Origin of the sequence: Endozoicomonas arenosclerae (genome assembly GCF_001562015.1) — a bacterium.
GTDB classification, from domain to species: Bacteria; Pseudomonadota; Gammaproteobacteria; order Pseudomonadales; family Endozoicomonadaceae; genus Endozoicomonas_A; species Endozoicomonas_A arenosclerae.
This window is the reverse complement of sequence record NZ_LASA01000320.1, coordinates 1-862: the sequence shown is the minus strand read 5'-3', so window position 1 is coordinate 862 and position 862 is coordinate 1. Positions and strand designations below refer to the sequence as shown.

The 862-nt window shown below is 46.0% G+C and carries 2 protein-coding genes; both read left to right on the top strand.

Annotation, left to right across the window (positions count from 1 at the left end; translation table 11 throughout):
• Window positions 1–391, top strand: a 391-nt coding sequence (locus tag WG89_RS29035; protein WP_153301916.1) for a transposase, incomplete at its 5' end; no start/stop codon positions are given.
• A 157-nt stretch (window positions 392–548) separates the two neighbouring features.
• A partial coding sequence (locus WG89_RS29030) for a transposase (RefSeq protein ID WP_172806971.1) occupies window positions 549–862 on the top strand: 314 nt, incomplete at its 3' end.

The following is an 862-nucleotide window of genomic DNA, read 5'->3' as shown; positions in this document are numbered from 1 at the left end:
GACCACCCCAGCTAACGAACATGACCTGAATCAGGCAGAGCAGCTGCTGCACGGGGATGAGMAATTTATCTTTGCAGATGCCGGCTATCGCGGGGCCGAGAATCGGAAAGAGTTGGAGTCCTGTGAAGCTGAGTGGTTCATAGCTGAAAAGCCCAGCATCTTGAAAGAGCTGAAGAAGCATCCCCGAAAAAATAAGGTGCCCATCAAACTGGAATTTACCAAGGCCAGTCTGAGAGCAGCAGTCGAACACCCCTTCAGAATCATTAAGTGTCAATTTGGATTTATAAAAGCCAGGTATCGAGGTTTGAAGAAGAATGACAATAAACTGTCTACTTTATTTGCCCTGGCGAATATTGTTCGACTGGATCAAATGATCCGGGCACAGGGTTAGTCCGCCCTGAAGTCACGAAAGTGGCTAAATATCATACAAATAAGGGGTTGAGACCTCTGATTTCAGTCCTACTTCGAACTCGATTCAAGAAGGGAAGTAAATTAGAGGTTATTCGCAGGTTCCCTAATCTACCATCAGCTCATATTTGGAGTTCACCATGAAGAATCAGCTCACGTTTGCCGACTGCGAGTTCACCCAAAAAAAGCGACAGACTCGTAAAGAGAAGTTCTTACTCAGAATGGAGAAGCTGATTCCCTGGTCTCGATTAGAAGCCGTCATTGAGCCTTTTTATCCAAAGCCAGGTAATGGAAGACGCCCTTACCCGCTAGCAACCATGTTGCGTATTCACTGCTTACAACACTGGTACAGCCTGAGTGACCCAGCAATGGAAGATGCACTTTATGAGATAGCCTCAATGCGATTATTTGCAGGCTTATCTTTGGAGAACCCCATTCCTGATCACTCAACCAT